This window comes from Saccharopolyspora sp. SCSIO 74807 (assembly GCF_037023755.1).
In the GTDB taxonomy this organism is placed as follows: Bacteria; Actinomycetota; Actinomycetes; order Mycobacteriales; family Pseudonocardiaceae; genus Saccharopolyspora_C; species Saccharopolyspora_C galaxeae.
Genome location: NZ_CP146100.1, coordinates 1,412,161 through 1,426,730 on the forward strand (window position 1 = coordinate 1,412,161; position 14,570 = coordinate 1,426,730).

Annotated in this window: 17 protein-coding genes; 7 read left to right on the top strand and 10 right to left on the bottom strand. The window is 71.6% G+C overall.

The window, feature by feature from the left end; all coding sequences use genetic code 11:
- Positions 1-65: 65 nt before the first annotated feature.
- From V1457_RS06215 to nth, 3 genes are read right to left on the bottom strand one after another with little or no spacing between them, the layout of a single operon-like run.
- Entirely contained in the window at positions 66-761 is a 696-nt protein-coding gene (locus V1457_RS06215; protein WP_338601292.1) for a CoA pyrophosphatase, read from the bottom strand.
- On the bottom strand, positions 758-1,417 hold the full coding sequence (locus V1457_RS06220) for a TlpA disulfide reductase family protein (RefSeq protein WP_338601294.1): 660 nt from the start codon (positions 1,415-1,417) through the stop codon (positions 758-760). Before V1457_RS06220 ends, V1457_RS06215 begins: the two co-directional genes overlap by 4 nt.
- Positions 1,414-2,151 (bottom strand): endonuclease III, encoded by a 738-nt coding sequence (nth, locus tag V1457_RS06225; RefSeq protein WP_338604856.1) that lies wholly within the window; start codon positions 2,149-2,151, stop codon positions 1,414-1,416. Before nth ends, V1457_RS06220 begins: the two co-directional genes overlap by 4 nt.
- Positions 2,152-2,452: 301 nt before the next feature.
- Between nth and V1457_RS06230 the strand changes: the two genes are divergently transcribed.
- The 3 genes from V1457_RS06230 (at position 2,453) to V1457_RS06240 (ending at position 5,307) form a co-directional block, all read left to right on the top strand.
- Positions 2,453-2,707: a hypothetical protein gene (locus V1457_RS06230; RefSeq protein WP_200068243.1), complete on the top strand. Its 255-nt coding sequence runs from the start codon at positions 2,453-2,455 to the stop codon at positions 2,705-2,707.
- Between the two features lie 95 nt (positions 2,708-2,802).
- The gene (locus V1457_RS06235; protein WP_338601299.1) at positions 2,803-3,477 is read left to right on the top strand and encodes a Crp/Fnr family transcriptional regulator; all 675 of its coding nucleotides are present in this window, start codon (positions 2,803-2,805) and stop codon (positions 3,475-3,477) included.
- Between the two features lie 606 nt (positions 3,478-4,083).
- Positions 4,084-5,307, top strand: a complete 1,224-nt coding sequence (locus V1457_RS06240; RefSeq protein WP_338601302.1) for an MFS transporter — start codon at positions 4,084-4,086, stop codon at positions 5,305-5,307.
- A gap of 1 nt (position 5,308) precedes the next feature.
- Here V1457_RS06240 and V1457_RS06245 read toward each other — a convergent pair whose 3' ends face one another.
- The 3 genes from V1457_RS06245 to V1457_RS06255 all read right to left on the bottom strand — a co-directional run bounded on the left by V1457_RS06245 (position 5,309) and on the right by V1457_RS06255 (position 7,579).
- On the bottom strand, positions 5,309-6,097 hold the full coding sequence (locus tag V1457_RS06245; RefSeq protein ID WP_200068240.1) for an MBL fold metallo-hydrolase: 789 nt from the start codon (positions 6,095-6,097) through the stop codon (positions 5,309-5,311).
- Complete coding sequence (locus V1457_RS06250) at positions 6,094-6,930, bottom strand: NUDIX hydrolase (protein ID WP_407074751.1); 837 nt, start codon at positions 6,928-6,930, stop codon at positions 6,094-6,096. The genes V1457_RS06245 and V1457_RS06250 overlap by 4 nt, the downstream gene beginning before the upstream one ends.
- 442 nt (positions 6,931-7,372) lie before the next feature.
- The gene (locus tag V1457_RS06255) at positions 7,373-7,579 is read right to left on the bottom strand and encodes a hypothetical protein (RefSeq protein ID WP_338601308.1); all 207 of its coding nucleotides are present in this window, start codon (positions 7,577-7,579) and stop codon (positions 7,373-7,375) included.
- Positions 7,580-7,970: 391 nt separating this feature from the next.
- Between V1457_RS06255 and V1457_RS06260 the strand changes: the two genes are divergently transcribed.
- Complete coding sequence (locus tag V1457_RS06260) at positions 7,971-8,861, top strand: Gfo/Idh/MocA family protein (RefSeq protein WP_200068238.1); 891 nt, start codon at positions 7,971-7,973, stop codon at positions 8,859-8,861.
- 41 nt (positions 8,862-8,902) lie between these two features.
- On the opposite strand, the gene V1457_RS06265 is transcribed toward V1457_RS06260, so the two are convergent.
- The 4 genes from V1457_RS06265 to V1457_RS06280 form a co-directional block, all read right to left on the bottom strand.
- Positions 8,903-10,336, bottom strand: coding sequence for a hypothetical protein (locus V1457_RS06265; RefSeq protein WP_338601313.1), 1,434 nt, complete (start codon positions 10,334-10,336; stop codon positions 8,903-8,905).
- Positions 10,336-10,944: a hypothetical protein gene (locus V1457_RS06270; protein WP_200068237.1), complete on the bottom strand. Its 609-nt coding sequence runs from the start codon at positions 10,942-10,944 to the stop codon at positions 10,336-10,338. The genes V1457_RS06265 and V1457_RS06270 overlap by 1 nt, the downstream gene beginning before the upstream one ends.
- A 343-nt stretch (positions 10,945-11,287) precedes the next feature.
- Positions 11,288-11,746 carry a RidA family protein gene (locus V1457_RS06275; protein WP_200068236.1) on the bottom strand — a complete coding sequence of 153 codons (459 nt, stop codon included), beginning with the start codon at positions 11,744-11,746 and terminating at the stop codon, positions 11,288-11,290.
- A 2-nt stretch (positions 11,747-11,748) separates the two neighbouring features.
- On the bottom strand, positions 11,749-11,904 hold the full coding sequence (locus V1457_RS06280; protein WP_019855875.1) for a DUF4177 domain-containing protein: 156 nt from the start codon (positions 11,902-11,904) through the stop codon (positions 11,749-11,751).
- A 147-nt stretch (positions 11,905-12,051) separates the two neighbouring features.
- Between V1457_RS06280 and V1457_RS06285 the strand changes: the two genes are divergently transcribed.
- The 3 genes from V1457_RS06285 to V1457_RS06295 all read left to right on the top strand — a co-directional run bounded on the left by V1457_RS06285 (position 12,052) and on the right by V1457_RS06295 (position 14,535).
- The gene (locus V1457_RS06285; protein ID WP_295141931.1) at positions 12,052-12,303 is read left to right on the top strand and encodes a hypothetical protein; all 252 of its coding nucleotides are present in this window, start codon (positions 12,052-12,054) and stop codon (positions 12,301-12,303) included.
- 88 nt (positions 12,304-12,391) lie between these two features.
- Complete coding sequence (locus V1457_RS06290) at positions 12,392-13,393, top strand: ArsA-related P-loop ATPase (protein WP_200068233.1); 1,002 nt, start codon at positions 12,392-12,394, stop codon at positions 13,391-13,393.
- Positions 13,390-14,535: an ArsA family ATPase gene (locus tag V1457_RS06295; RefSeq protein ID WP_338601323.1), complete on the top strand. Its 1,146-nt coding sequence runs from the start codon at positions 13,390-13,392 to the stop codon at positions 14,533-14,535. Before V1457_RS06290 ends, V1457_RS06295 begins: the two co-directional genes overlap by 4 nt.
- Positions 14,536-14,570: the final 35 nt, after the last annotated feature.

Sequence of the window (14,570 nt, forward strand, 5' to 3'; positions counted from 1 at the left end):
ACGGCCGCCGCCCGCGGCGATCCGAGCGATCACTCAACCCGACCGGAACCGGCATCAGCAAGCCGTCACGAACCGAACCCGGCGTCATCGGCCTCCTCAGCGGCCCGCCACGCCTCGTCCAGGCCCAGCACGTCGTCGCCGTTCCACCGGCGCGACCAGCCGGCCAAGTCCAGCACGCCGGACAGCAGCGCACCGGTGAAGCCCCACACCAGCATCCCGGGCACCAGGAAGGCCGGACTCGGGTGGCGGCTGCTCAACCGCACGTTGATCCGGTTCGCCGGGTCGACCAGCCACGAGATCGGCACCCGCGCCACCGCCCGGGTCTCGCCCGGGTCGACCGGGGCCACCGGCGACGGTTCGCGCCAGTGCGCCAGCACCGGCGTCACCCGGAAACCGCTGTGCGCGACGTGCAGCTCCGGCAGCGTGCCCAGCGTCCGCACGCCCTCCGGGAGCACGCCCACTTCTTCCTGCGCTTCCCGCAGCGCCGCACCGGTCGGGCCGTCGTCGTCCGGATCGATCGAACCTCCGGGGAAGGCGACCTGCCCCGGGTGCGAGTTCAACCCGTCGGCGCGGCGGATCAGCAGCACGTCCGGGCCGGTGCCCGCCTGCTCGCCGAACAGGATCAGCACCGCCGCCGGGCGGGCGCTGCGCGGCGGGCGCCCGTGCGGCCAGCCGAAATGGCCCTGGTCGACTTCGGCGGTGCGCCGGACCAGCGGGCGCAGCCAATCCGGCGCGCCGTCGAGGGCGACCTGCTCCGTCACGACTGCCCTCCCAAGGTGCGGCTGACCGCGGCTCGGACCTCGTCGGCCGAGCCGAACACCCCCGGATCGACGCGGCGCACTTCGCCGGAAGCGGTGAGCACGAAGCTGGCGGGCAGCACGTTCGGCACCCGCAGCGCCGAGCGGAGCCCGCCGTCGACGTCGTGCACCGCGGGGTACCGGACCCCGAGGTCCCGCAGCAGCTGCAACCCGCCTGCCTCGTCGCTGAGCACCTGCACGCCGAGCACCGGCACCGAACCGGGCCGCTGCGAATACTCCTGCAGCGCGGGCAGCTCGGTGCGGCACGGACCGCACCACGTCGCCCACACGTTGATCAGCACCGGCCTGCCCGCGACCGCCGCGCCGACATCGACCGGAGCCCCGTCGGCCATGCACGTCCCGGTGACGCCCGCGAGCTGCGCCGGACCGCCCGGTCGCGGCTGCGGGCACGGCTGCATGCCGGTGCGCAGCGCCGGATCGACCGGGGGCGGGTCCGCGGTGCCCGGAGCCGGCTGCGGGCTCGCGGTTCCACCGGAGTCCCGGCCGGTGAGCTGGGCGCCCGGCAACAGCGCGACCACGGCGAGACCGGCCAGCACGAGCACCACGATCGTCCACTGGATCTCGGTGCGGAACTCGCGCAGTTGCCGCCAGCGGCTCACCTGTCCGGCTCCTCGGCCGCGGCGCGCTCGATCGTCGCCGCGTCCAGCTCCCCGGACACCCCGGCCAGCTCCAGCAGCCGCGGCGCCTCCGGGCCGCGCACCAGCTTCGCCGCTGCCTGCGGTTCCTCCGGTCCCGCGCCGAACGCCGGGCAGTCCTTGGCCAGCAGGCACGCCCCGCAGGCCGGTTTGCGCGAGTGGCACACGCGGCGGCCGTGGAAGATCACGTAGTGCGAGAGCATCGTCCATTCCTTGCGCGGAATGAGCTCGCCGACCGCGTGCTCGACCTTGACCGGGTCCTCCTCCGCGGTCCACTGCCAGCGCCGCACCAGCCGGCCGAAGTGCGTGTCCACCGTGATGCCGGGGACGTCGAAGGCGTTGCCGAGGATGACGTTGGCGGTCTTGCGGCCGATGCCCGGCAGCTTGACCAGGTCCTCCAGCCGCGCGGGCAGCTGCCCGTCGTGCCGCTCGACGAGCGCGGCGCCCATGCCCATCAGCGAATTCGCCTTGTTCCGGTAGAAGCCGGTGGAGCGGATCATCTCCTCCAGCTCGGCGCGCTCGGCTCCCGCGTAGTCGGCGGCCGTGCGGTAGCGCGCGAACAGCGCGGGCGTGACCTCGTTGACCCGCTTGTCGGTGCACTGGGCGGACAGCACGGTCGCCACCGCCAGTTCCAGCGGCGTCTCGAAGTCCAGCTCGCAGTGCGCCTCCGGATAGGCCTCGGCCAGCGCGCGCAGCATCCTGCGGGCGCGCCGGACCAGGCCGGTCCGCGTCTCCGCGGCCCGTGACCTGCGCCGGGCCGGTGCCTTGCGGGCGCCGTCCCGGCCGTTCGGCGACGTGGCACCGGGCCCGGTCGGCTGCGCTGGGGAAGATCGACCCCGGCCCCGCGCTGCGGTGGCCGCCGCGTTCGAGCGGTCTTGAGCTGGCTCCGGCACTCCACCAGGGTACGGACCCGGTCGACACCCCGGTCCGGCCCCGAGCGGCGGTGACCCACCCCCGGTTGCACCTGGCTCGAAGGCATGAGCGAGGATTCGGAGCATCATGACTGCCTGGTTCGTTGTCGTCGTACCGCTAGTGATCATGTTCTTCACGCTGTTCATGGAGCGCGTGGAGGCGAGACTGCGGCACGTCGCGGTGCAGGAGAACGAGGTCGAAGAGCTGCTGGAGAACGCCCGGCCGGACGAGGTGCGGGCGCTGTTCCGGCAGGGAATTGGACGTGCGCTGGAGCTGTTCCAGCTACGCAGGGTGGGACGCGCAGGCAGACTGCGGACTCGCCGTTCCCGTGACCGGTCTTAGACTTGACGGGTAGTGATCGGCGGCAAGGCCGGTGACCGCAACGGGACGCGGGGCCGCGACGAACAAGCCGCCGCGTCTCAGCATGGAGGGACGAGGTGGACGAGACCCTATCCAGGGCCGGCATTTTCCAGGGAGTGGAACCGGCCGCTGCGGAGGCATTGACCCAGTCGCTGGAACCGTCGGAGTTCCCGCGCGGACACGTGATCTTCGCCGAAGGCGAGCCGGGTGATCGGCTCTACATCATTCAATCCGGCAAGGTGAAGCTCGGCCGCAAGTCGCCGGACGGGCGGGAGAACCTGCTGGCGATCATGGGGCCGTCGGACATGTTCGGCGAGCTGTCCATCTTCGACCCGGGTCCGCGGACTTCCACCGCCACGACGGTGACCGAGGTCCGCGCGCTGACGATGGACCGCGGCGCGCTGCGCCAGTGGATCGGCAATCGGCCCGAGATCGCCGAGCAGCTGCTGCGCGTCATCGCGCGCAGACTGCGCCGGACCAACGGCATGCTGGCCGACCTGATCTTCACCGACGTGCCGGGCCGGGTCGCCAAGGCGCTGCTGCAGCTCGCGCAGCGCTTCGGCAGCCAGGAAGCCGGACTGCTGCGGGTCACTCACGACCTCACGCAGGAGGAGATCGCGCAGTACGTCGGGGCTTCGCGGGAGACCGTGAACAAGGCGCTGGCGGACTTCGCGCACCGCGGCTGGCTGCGGCTGGAGGGCAAGAGCGTGCTCATCCTCGATCCGGAACGGCTGGCGCGCCGCGCCCGCTGACCTCCGCGGCACACAACGCGCGCCGCCTGACGGGTTCGCTGGTATTCGGACCCCTCAGTCGGCGCGCGTTTTCGTGTGCGCTGGTGTGCCGACGACATCTTCGTACCGGAGTACGGTCGCCGACTGTACGGGGCAGGTTGCCTGACACCGGCTCGCAGACGCGGTGTTGGGGCCGAACATGCGAAGAGACCGGGCGTCGCCCCCGACGCGACGCTCCGGCCTCTTCGCTGCGCGGCTCGTCCCCCGACCAACCACGCTTTCCCCGAACCTCCGAAGTGTCGGCCCCGAACCCGGCATCGGAGGTGGTCTGTGCTCTTGTGGCAGTTACCCGCCGCGCGGGCTCGTGCACCGGGCGCCTGCCCGGGCTCAACGATGGGCGTCGCCCAGCGCCGGTTTCAAGGCCCTTCACTCTCTAGGACGTTGCAGCGGCGCGAGACGTTGCACGGTCCCAGCAGATTTTTCGGCTTTTCCCGCTGTCCTGCTTGCACGAGTGTGCCCCGGGATTACGGGCGAGCACCGGGCACAACGTCCTGACCTCGGAGGGTGTGCGGGAGCACGGCGAAAATGACTGGTACTCACGTACCAGCATGACCAATAATGGTACGCATGTCCCACTCGGTGTCCCTGGCCGACTACCGCGTCGCGCTGAGCACGCCGCGCGCCACCGCTCCCGTGTTGACGTCCCTGCTGGGGCGGCTGCCCATCGCGATGATCGGGCTGGCGCTGATGCTGTACGTGCAGCGCGAGACCGGCAGCTTCGCGGCCGCAGGGCTCGTCTCGGCCGGCGAGCTGATCGGCGTCGCCTGCGGTTCGGTGGTGCAAAGCCGGATCATCGACCGGATCGGCCCGAGCCGCCCGATGGCGGTGATGTCGCTGGTGCTGGCGTTGCTGGTCAGCGCGGAGATCGCGGCGATCGAGCTGGGCGCTCCGGTGGCCGTGCTGACGGCGCTCGGGTTCGCGCTCGGGCTCAGCCAGCCGACGGTGGCGCCGGCTTCGCGGGCGCTGTGGACGCGGTTGCTGCCCGCGGGCGCGGTGCGGGACGCCGCCTACTCGTACGAGGCGATTAGCATGGAGGTGTTCTTCATCCTCGGCCCGGGGCTGGCCGGAGTGCTGGTCGCGCTGCCGTGGCCGGGTGCCGGGCTGGTCGCGGGCGCCGCGTGCATGATCATCGGCAGTCTCGGGTTCGCCGCGACCCCGGCGGCCCGCGCGCTGCGTCCGGAAGGCGCAGCGCAGGGCAGCCTGCTGGGAGCCATCGCCACGCCGGGGATGCGCACGGTGGCGCTGGCCGCGCTCGGGTTCGGCGTGCTGGTCGGGTTCATCGAGGTCGCGGTGCCCGCATCGGCCGAACGCGCCGGTCACCCCTCGGCGGGCGGACTGCTGCTGAGCGTGCTGTCGGTGAGTTCGGTCGTGGTGGGCGTGCTCTACGGGATGCGGCCGTGGCCGCGGCCGATGCACCTGCGGCTGCCCGCGCTGCTGTTCGGTTTCGCGGTGCTGGTCGCCCTGCTGTCGCTGCCGGGGTCGCTGTGGGGGCTGTGCGTGGCGCTGCTGGTGGCGGGCAGTTTGATCACTCCGCAGTCCACCGCGCACTCGGTCGCGCTGGAACTGGCCGCACCGGCGGGCACCGAGACCGAAGCGTTCGGCTGGGTGGTCACGTCGGTGACGCTGGGAGCCGCGGTGGGCCAGTCGACCAGCGGACAACTCGTCGAGCTGTTCGGACCGCCATCGGCGTTCGCGACGGCAGGCATCGCGGGCGCGGTGCTGGCGGGGGCGCTGTGGCTGCGGCGGCGCACGCTGCTGCCGGCGAGCGCCACCGCGCCCGCTCTGGTGTGAGTCAGCGTTCGCCCTGCTCGGACAGGTAGGTCAGCTGGGCGTCCACGGTCCACTCCGCGGCAGGCCAGACCGACGGGTCCACGTCCGCGTAGACGACCTCCACGACCTCGCGGGCGGTGACCCGGGGTCCGCGCTCATCCACGACCCGCCGCACCTGGTCGAGCCGCTGCGCGCGATGCGCCAGGTAGCCCCGTGCTGCCTCGGCGACGTCCGGCAGGTCCGGGCCGTGGCCGGGCAGCGCGGGCGTCCCTTCCGGCGACCGCGCCAGCTTGCCCAGCGATTCCAGGTACGAGCCGAGGTGCCCGTCCGGCTGCGCCACCACTGTGGTGCCGCGCCCGAGGATGGTGTCGCCGGTGAACACCGCGGTGGCTCCGGCGTGCTCCGCGGCGAAGCACACCGAGTCCTTGGTGTGCCCCGGGGTCGCGAGCACTTCGAGGCGCACTCCGGACTCCTCGATGACCGCGCCGTCGGTGAGCGCCTCCGCGCCCGCGCACAGCTCCGGGTCCAGCGCGCGCACCGGCGCCCCGGTCAGCTCGGCCAATTCCGCGACGCCTTCGGTGTGGTCCGGGTGGTGGTGGCTGAGCAGGATCAGCGAGACCGGGGCGTGCTCGGCGACCCGCCGCAGGTGCCCGGCATCGGCCGGCCCCGGGTCGATGACCACCCGGTTGGCGCCGGTGCCGACCAGCCAGGTGTTGGTGCCGTCCAGCGTCATCGGGCCGGGGTTGTCCGCCAGCAGCACCGAAGCGAACGGTGTCACCGGCCGGAATTCGCCGTAAGCGGGATGGTTCACCGGTCGCTCTCCTCGTCGTAGCCGGGTTCGCCGGGCAGCACCACGCGCCAAGCGCCGTCGCGGTGCACCAGCCGCGGCAGGACCTTCCCGAGCGGTCGTTGCACCGCGAGCGCGGCCTCGACGCCGTCACAAGCACCGATCTCGGACAACGTCACCCAGGTCGGCGGCATGAGCCCGCAGCGACCTCGCCGCCACTGCTCCAGAGCGTCTTCCGGAGTGCTCCAGTAGGCGTGCGCGGCTTCCGTGGTCACCCCGTCCGCACGTTGCCCGTCCGGCATGGCGGCGAGGAAGAACCGCGTGTCGTAGCGCTTCGGCTCGTCGACCGGGGTGACCCAGTTCGCCCACGGGCGCAGCAGGTCCGCGCGCAGCACGAGGCCGGACTCGGCGAGGAAACCGGCCAGGGACAGCTCGCGGGACTCCAGGCGCGGACGGGCTTCGGCGTAGGGGCGGGTGTCCGCGACGACGGTGGCCGGGTCCGGACCCGCCAGCAGCACGCCGGATTCCTCGAAGGTCTCCCGCACCGCCGCGCACACCAGGGCGCGCGCGACCTCCTCGGTGCACTCGAAGCGTTCGGCCCACCACTGCGGCGGCGGGCCGCTCCACGCGATCGAAGCATCGGCGTCCCGCGGGTCGACGCCGCCGCCGGGGAAGACCGTCATCCCGCCCGCGAACGGCATGTTCCGCACCCGGCGCTGCAGGAAGACCTCGGTGCCCTGGTCGCCTTCGCGCAGCAGCACGACCGTCGCGGCGTCCTTCGGCGTCGCGGGCGGATCCGGCGCCGGCGCGGGAACGAATCCGTCCGGCATCCTCATGTCCTCCGGCAGTCGCACCATGCCGGATACCCTAAGCCGAGGAACTCTCATGTCCCACCCTCGAGTTCAAGATCAACACTCCGCTGGGATCCGGCCCTAGCGACACCCGGCGTCCGATGCCGCACCAGATCCACAGTGGAGTGCATATTCCAAACCGACAAGTTCCACTCAGACTCCGGCGATCAATCCGAGCCACACCGCCGAGAAGGTATCGCAAATTTGCAGTCAACGAGAACTCCGCAGAACTGCGCGGAACGCGCCGAACCCGGACACCGACGGGCTTCCCTACCGCTGTGCCGAACGCCCGGTTTTCCGCTGAGCATGGCCAACCGACCCGTCGGGCAGATAAGGTGCTCGGCGACCTATGCGCACACCTGTGCATAGGCGCTGTCGCGCGAGGGACAGCGGCTGAGGCTCGCGAGGTTGCCGCCTCGCAATTGCCGTCGCCCCAGCCGCAGCCCTGCTACCGCTGGTCGCCGTTACGCAACCACTGGGCAATCCCGCGCAATGCGACGGCCAGCGGCCTGGCCACCCAGGTGGCCGGGCCGTTCTGGTCGGTCAGCTCGCACCACAGGGCGAAGATGTCGAGCGCGTACGCGACCAACTCAACGCCCAGCGGGCCGCGGCGAGGCGGCTGCGCGGACGGACTGCCGTTCTTGGCGATCGCCATCGAACTTCCTTTCTCCACCTCCACATTTCGGCAATTTCCTTGGAGGGGTCACTGCCACCCGACAACCGGAGTGGAACCTCGATGAGATCGTTGCCCGGGACACTAACACTGCGTTCGGAACCACCCTGAGCCAGTTCGCTCTATAGAGGACAGACTTGTTCTCAAGCTGTCCGGAACGTCAACGCTTAGCCACATCCGACACGATCGATCTAAGCAGACACTGTCAGAAGAACTGTCACCTATCACGAAGATCATCTGGCGGGCCAAGAATTATGGACCGTTTCGTCTCGCAATCCTCGACGGCTCGCACGAGTCCGCCACCACCGAATCTCCGCGGCCCGGCAGACCCCGCGCTTCTGCGTGTTGATCGGGGCGCGGGGACCATGGACGGATGAACGAAGCACTGCGGGTCGGCATCGTCGGAGCGGGACCGTGGGCGAAACGCGTCCACGCGCCCGGGCTGCACGCGCACCCCCGGATGCGGCTGACCGCGGTGTGGGCGCGCCGCCCGGACGCGGCGAAAGAACTCGCCCGCCCCTACGACGCAGACGTCGTCGACGGGTTCGACGCGCTGCTGGACGCGGTCGACGCCGTGGCATTCGCAGTGCCGCCCGCGGTGCAGGCCGAACTGGCCGTGCACGCCGCTGACGCGGGCAAACACCTGGTGCTGGAGAAGCCGCTGGCCGCGGACGTGGCGGCTGCCGAAGCAACGGTCCGCGCAGTGGAGCGCAACGGCGTGGCGGCGCTGCTGATGCTGACCCGCCGCTACGCACCCGAGGTGCGGGACTGGCTGACCGGGCTCGGCAAGCTCGGCGGCTGGAAGGGCGGCACCGCGCAATGGCTGGCCGGTGGGCTGCTCGGCGGTGACTACGCCGGTTCACCGTGGCGGCAAGAACGCGCGGGATCGCTGCTGGACGCCGGACCGCACGCGCTCGACCTGCTGGACGCCGCGCTCGGCAGCATCAACCTGGTGCACTACGCACAACGGGACGCGGGCGATCTGTGGCATCTGGTGCTCGGGCACGCCAGCGGGGCGAACAGCACGCTGGCGCTGTCGCTGCGAGTGCCGGTGCAGCCCGCGCTGGTCGAGTTCACGATCTACGGCTCGCAGGGCAAATCGCAGCTCACCGGCGGCCGGACCGCCGCCCGCGAGTGCTACGCGAAACTGCTGGAGGAATGGTTCGGGATGATCTGCTCGGGCCGCACCGGGCACCCGTGCGACGTGCGCCGCGGGCTGCACCTGCAGCGGGTGCTCGACGCCGTGCAGCGGGCCGTCGGCTGAGCGGCCCGCCGACTTACCGACCCGTCAGCTGATCCGCGCGGTCACTCGGAACCGGGGCGCTCCCGACCGCTCGACGTGGGCGCACCGATCGACGGGAAACCGCCGGTCGGAGTGCCCGGCATCGTCGCCGTCCAAGCGTCCTGGCCGGAACCGGCGGACTTCCCGCCCGCCGCCACCTGCTCGCCCGCCACTTGCTCGCCCGCGGTTTCCTTGTCCTGCTCGCGCTGCGCCAGTTCCTCGTGCAGCTTGCGCAGCAGGTTGCGTTCCCGGTCGGTCAGCTTCGCGTCGACCGCTGCCGGAACGCGGGTGTTCTTGCCGCCGGTCTGCACCGTCTGCTCGCCCTGCTCGGGCGCGTCGGGCTCCGGTGCCGGAGCCGGTTCCGGCTCGGCGTGCGCCGGTTCCGGCTGCGCCTGAGATTCCGGTTGAGCCGACAGGGCCGGTTCGGCGCGCTCGGCCGCGACGGGGTCGGGTTTGGCGCGTTCCCGATCAGCGTGCTCCCGATCAGGGCGTTCCCGCTCGGCGTGCTCCCGCTCGGTGCGCTCCCAGTCGCCACGTTCCCGACCAGCGCGCTCACCCGCGCGTTCGCGCCCCACCGGCGCCAGGTCCGCCTCGCCCGGATCGAGGTGCGCCGGTTCGGCGTAATCCGGACGTGCCGAGTCGAAGGCTGCGGGCTCCGGAGCCGGGGCCTCGGCCCGTTTTCCCGACCCCGTCGCTGGCTCACTCGGCGCGTCAGCGCCCCCGGCCTTGCTTCCCGCCGTGGCCCGTGGTGCGCGCGCGTGGTTCGAACCGTTCGGCACCGCGATCTGCGAACCCAGGTCCAGGTGCACCCGGCGCGCGTTGGCCAGCGCGTTGCGGTGGTACGGCGGCAGATCCATCCCGCTGTTGAAGACGTCCACCGAGCAGCCCAGACCGGCCCGGCGCACCGCCTCCAGCAGCTGGTAGCCGGCCGCGGCTACCGAACCATCCGAACCGACCTCGGCGAGCAGCACCCGCCGCGGCACGGCCCCGTAAGTCACCCCGGCCGGAGTCGTGCGCCAGGCGCACCACAGCGCGCGAACCCCGTGCAACCGGCCCGCGATCGGGGTCAGCGCGTCCACCAGCTCGCGGTCCGAGCGGTCCTGGTCGTGCTCGTCGCTGAACCGGTGCCCCTCGTCCGGCACCGCCTCCACCACGTGCAACCGATCCGCCAGCGCCTGCTGCGAACGAGCCTCCTCCAGCGCCCGGCGCAGGTGGTACTGCTCGGTCGAGGTCACCGGGATGCGGCCGGCCAGCAGGCAGCCGGCCAGGAACTCCGCCGCGGCGTCGAGCTGGCCGATGCCGAGCATCTCGCGGACCGAATTGACGGCGTCGTCGTCCACCCGGCCCGTCAAGGCCAGCACGAGGTTGTGCAGGCGTTCCACCGGCCCCGCACCCTCAGCGACGTCCACCACGAAAGCCTCCTTCTGCGCGGTCTTGCCCAGACCTCGGGACACCATCAGCCACGGTGTCCCACCAGTTCGTCGCCGCCCAGGCACACCAGCATCGATTCCGCGAGCGCGGCGCGCTGGTAGGCGGTCGGTTCGAGTTCGGGCGGCAGCACCTCGACGCACGGCTCGGGATCGCCGAGCGCCCGCAGGATGCGCTGCAGTTCACTGGTGAGCTCGACGGGGTCGGTCGATGCCGTCACCAGGAAGATCCGCTTCGAGCGCTGCCCCGGCAGGTGGCGCCACGAGCTGCGCGCCTCGCGCACGCCCTGCCTCCCGCGCAGCGTCGCGCCGAGCACCAGCACCGCGGGGTCGCCCTTGTCGTCGCTGTGCGACTCCGCGCGGAACGTGTAGCGGTCGGGCTCCGCGCCGGGCAGCACCGCGTGCACCGCGGACGGGTCGGCGCCGAGGGGCAGCAGTGCTTCGGCGAGCCTGCGGTGGTCGGCGTCGGACAGCGCGACCCGTTCGCGGACCAGGGTGGCGGGCAGCGAACGCGCGAGGACGTCGCCTGCTCCCCCCGCCAGCCAATCGCGGTAGCGCCACAGATGCCGGTCCGGCAGCCGACCGGCAAGTCGAAGCAGCAACTCGTGGCACAGCAGGTCCGATTCGCGCACCGCCACGTCGCCCCTCTCAGCTTCGTTCGCTCATCACGTGCGGGCGGCCACCCGCACCCCACACGCGAGCGCCCGATCGGGCGAACTCTGCCCCGTCAACCGACGCACGGGCAAACCAGATCGGACACACGCAGGCATCAATACCGCCGTTCGGGCGAACCCGATGTAGTCACCCCAAGTAGCGGCGGCCGTAGCGTACTGGGTGGTACGAGCCGTGTGGGGCCCGGCTGGCGAGAAAACGGCGGTCCGCACCGCGGAATACGTCACAGCGCCGGGAAGCGGGCGCGACACAGCTCGGCCCGGCCCGGGAGCAGCTCCCGGACCGGGCCGTGTTCGTGCTGGATCGGGCTCAGCCGACCTCGACGATCATCTCAACTTCGACGGGCGCGCCCACCGGCAGCTCGGCGACGCCGACCGCGGAACGCGCGTGCTGCCCGGCGTCGCCGAAGATCTCCCCGAGCAGCTCGGAAGCGCCGTTGACCACGGCGGGCTGCCCGGAGAAGCCCTCCGCGGAAGCCACGAAACCGACCACCTTCACCACCCGCACGATCGAGTCCAGCCCGACCAGCGCGTCGACGGCGGCCAGCGCGTTGAGCACGCAGGTGCGCGCGTGCCGCTTGGCCTCCTCGGGGTCGATCTCCGCGCCGACCTTGCCCGCCGCGGCCAGCTTGCCCTCCACGAAGGGGACCTGCCCCGATGTGAAGACCTGCGAACCGCTGCGCACCGCGGGCACGTAGGCGGCGACCGGCGCGGCGACCTCCGGCAGTTCGATGCCGAGCTCGGTGAGCCGTTGCTTCCAGGAAGCCATGCCTACTCCTTCGGCCGCTTCATGTAGGCGACCATCTGCTCGCCGGTCGGGCCGGGCAGGACGGCGACGAGTTCCCAGCCGTCCTCGCCCCACTGGTCGAGGATCTGCTTGGTCGCGTGGCTCAACAGCGGCACGGTGGAGTACTCCCACTTGGTCATGGTCACCAGCGTAAAGAGCGGGTGTCGCCGCGGCACCGCTGCCCCGGTCCGGCGCGGGTCCCGCAGGCACAGGTCGATATCGGAACGCGACCTCGCCTTCATTCGTTCGCGCCTCATTGATCACCGCATCGGACTAGCTTGCGCGAAGTGGAGGTTTGGCGGATTGCGGCGACCGCGCTGACGATCGCCTTCGGCGCTTTGTTGATCCTGGATGCCGTGGTCGGGATCCGCGGCACCCGCGCACAACGCCGCCCGAAGCGGGCGCGCGCCGCGGTGCAAGGCGGGTTGCTGCTGGTGGTGAGCACCGGGCTGGTCGCGACGGTGCTGCCAGCGACGCTCGTGTGGGCATTGCTCGCGGCCACCGCGCTGATCATCTCGATCCGGTTCGTGATCGACTGAACCGCTGGACACGGCTCGTGCGACCCGTACGGGAGACGGCCGCCTCCTGCGGGAGACACAGCACCGGCCGCCCACCTACGCTGATCGTGTGACCGAGTGGGACGCCGAACTCAACGACGCCCGGCTGCACGTGGTCAGCGGCAAGGGAGGCACCGGCAAGACCACGGTCGCAGCCGCGCTCGCGCTGGCGCTGGCGACCGGCGGACGCCGGGTGCTGCTGATCGAGGTGGAGGGCAGGCAGGGCATCGCGCAGCTCTTCGACACCGCCCCGCTGCCCTACTCCGAGGAGTCCATCGCGGCCGCGCCGGGCGGCGGCGAGGTGCGGGCGCTGGCCATCGACGCCGAACCGGCGCTGCTGGAGTACCTGTCGATGTTCTACAACCTCGGGTTCGCGGGCCGGACGCTCAAGCGGATGGGCGCCATCGAGTTCGCCACCACGCTCGCGCCCGGCCTCCGAGACGTGCTGTTCACCGGCAAGATCAAGGAATGCGTCGGGCGCACCGACGAGCACGGGCGGCACTTCTACGACGCGGTCGTGGTGGACGCGCCGCCGACCGGGCGGGTGGTGAAGTTCCTGGACGTGACCCGCGCGATGGCCGACCTCGCGAAGGTCGGGCCGATCCGGGGGCACAGCGAAGGCGTGGTCAAGCTGCTGCACTCCGGCGACACGGTGGTGCACCTGGTGAGCCTGCTCGAAGACCTGCCGGTGCGGGAGACCTTGGAGGCCGTCGCGGAACTCGACTCGGCCGAGCTGCGGCCCGGTGCGGTGCTGCTCAACCGGGTCCGCCCGAGCAGGCTGCCCGCTTCGTCCGTACCGGTCGCGGCCACCGGGCAGCTCGACGTCGACCGGTTGCGCACCGGCTTGGACACCGCGGGGCTGCATCCGGACGAGGCGATGCTGCGCGGGCTCGCGGACGAAGCCGCCGAGCACGCGGTGCGCGCCCGCTCCGAGCAGGACGCGGGCGAGCGGCTCGCGGCCGCCGGCCTGCCGACGGTGTCGCTGCCCGAGCTGACCGCCGGGATCGACGTCGCCGAGCTCTACGAACTCGCCGAGATCTTGACCGAGAACGGCGTCGGGAGGCCGCGATGACCGAACCCGCGCGCGACGACCCCGCGCGACTGGACGTCGACGCGCTGCTCGACGATCCGGCGACCAAGACCGTGGTGTGCTGCGGCTCGGGCGGTGTCGGCAAGACGACCACCGCCGCGGCGCTGGCGGTGCGCGCCGCCGAGCGCGGCCGCAAGACCGTGGTGCTCACGATCGACCCGGCGCGCCGGTTGGCGCAGGCGCTCGGGATGCGGGAACTGGGCAACCAGCCGCGGCAGGTGGTGCTGGACGGGTTCGAGCCCGACGGCGACCTCAACGCGATGATGCTGGACATGCGCCGCACCTTCGACGACATGGTGCTCGCGCACGCCGGGCGGGACCGGGCGCAGCAGATCCTGGAGAACCCCTTCTACCAGACCATTTCCACCTCGTTCTCCGGAACGCAGGAGTACATGGCGATGGAGAAGCTGGGCCAGCTCGCCGCTACCGGAAGCTGGGACCTGATCATCGTGGACACCCCGCCGAGCCGATCCGCGCTGGACTTCCTGGACGCGCCGCAGCGGCTGTCCACGGTGCTGGACGGCAAGCTGATCCGGCTGCTGTCCAGCCCGGCCAAGGCGAGCGGCAAGGGCCTGCGCAAGATCGTCGGTGCCGGGTTCGGCATGTTCTCCAAGGCCGTTTCCACCGTGATCGGGGGTCAGCTGCTCGCGGACGCGTCCGCGTTCGTGCAAGCCTTCGACTCGACCTTCGGCGGTTTCCGGGAACGCGCCGAGAACACCTACCAGCTGCTGCGCTCGCCGGGCACGGCGTTCCTGGTGGTCGCCGCGCCCGAACCGGACGCGCTGCGCGAGGCGTCGTTCTTCGTCGAACGGCTCAGCACCGAGAACATGCCGCTGGCCGGGCTGATCGCGAACCGCACGCACCCCGTGTTCGCCGAGCTGACCGGGACGCGCGCGACCACGGCGGCAGAGGAACTCGAAGCCACCGGGAACGCCGAGCTGGCCGCGGCGGTCCTGCGGGTGCACGCCGACCGCGTCGCGATCGGCGACCGGGAACGCCGGATGCTCGCCCGGTTCACCCGCGCGCACCCGGAGGTGTCGCTGGTGGGCGTACCGGCACTGCCCGCGGACGTGCACGACCTGGACGGGCTGCGCGAGATCGGGCGGCGACTCGCCGCGGAATGATCATTTCCGCAATTTCCGGTGCGGGCGACCCGGAA